Annotated in this window: 1 protein-coding gene; it reads right to left on the reverse strand. The window is 71.1% G+C overall.

What is annotated here, in order from left to right:
- Positions 1–943: hypothetical protein (locus C1J01_RS54315; RefSeq protein WP_111185842.1), on the reverse strand; the 943-nt coding region annotated here is incomplete at its 3' end.
- Positions 944–1,148: the final 205 nt, after the last annotated feature.

Raw genomic sequence — 1,148 nt, forward strand, 5'->3', positions numbered from 1 at the left:
CACGCGTAAGTTCGTCGGCAGCGTCAGAGGTGTATAAGAGACAGGTGGTGCAGAGCCAGTCGTTCAAGGAGCCGGGGAAGCCTGTGGGTGGGCCGACTTTGAGGCAGGTGATCTCGCCCGTGCCTGGTGCGGGGCCTACCTTGAGGTGGCGGACGCCGGTGGCATGCTCGCCCGACTCCGTGTCGTACGGGGTCAGGTGGACGCCGAAGGTCGGACCGTTGTCGGCCTGGTCTGCGGGGTGGAGGTGGAGGAAGTCGTCGATCACGCGGGTGGTGGCCTCCGGGTGGGCGGCCAGGTAGGACAGGTGGTCGGTGACGAGGCGGTTGGCGACCGTGCGCAGGAGGTTGGTGGCGCACAGGTTGTGGGCGCAGGCGGCGCCGTCGAGGGTGATCTCGGGGAGGGCGAAGCGGCGCAGACCGCGGGAGGTGACGCGCAGGCAGTCGCACAGGCCCGGGTCGGCCGGGCCCCAGGGCGGGCAGGTCGTGGCGTCGTGGACCTGGACGTCCCATGACACCCAGTCGTCGCCGAGGCGGAACGCCGGGGGCTCTGCCGCGCATCGGCCGCACGTGAGGACGGCGGCGCCGGTCAGGGGGTCGATGAGCAGGCCGTCGCACTCGCGGGCCAGGGCTCTGGCGGCGGCCCTGGCGACCTGCGCGGAGGCCTGGAGCCTGTGCGGCGGCGCGGTCGTGGAGACGACGACGTGTTGTCGGGTGCGGCGCAGGCGGCGTCTCTCGTCGTCGGTGAGCGTGGTGCCGGTCGGTTTCCACGGGGTCCGGTGGTGGGTCACGGTCAACGTGCCGTTGGCGATGGCGTCGATCGCCGCCCGTCTGTACGGGCCGCCGACGCGCCAGGGCACGAACGAGCCGGCCTCGAAGGGGAAGTGCTCCACGACGACGACGAACGCGGAGGTCATCGTGGCGGGCACCGGGAGAACGATCTTCATGGGGGGCCTCCGTACGGAAGGGAACGGGAGGCCTTCAGCATGGGTTCGACGTCGGTCCGGCCGAGGTGTCGAACGCGATTCTGTGGATGAGCGCTCAGGCCCACGACTGCCCTGTGGACAACGCCCCGCTCCTGAGGCTCCTCGGCGGTTCCGTCCCGGCCCGGGTCAGGAGAAGAACGGTTGGGAGGTGGGCGTGGTTCGGGGG

The sequence above is a fragment of the Nonomuraea aridisoli genome, assembly GCF_003236395.1.
GTDB classification, from domain to species: domain Bacteria; phylum Actinomycetota; class Actinomycetes; order Streptosporangiales; family Streptosporangiaceae; genus Nonomuraea; species Nonomuraea aridisoli.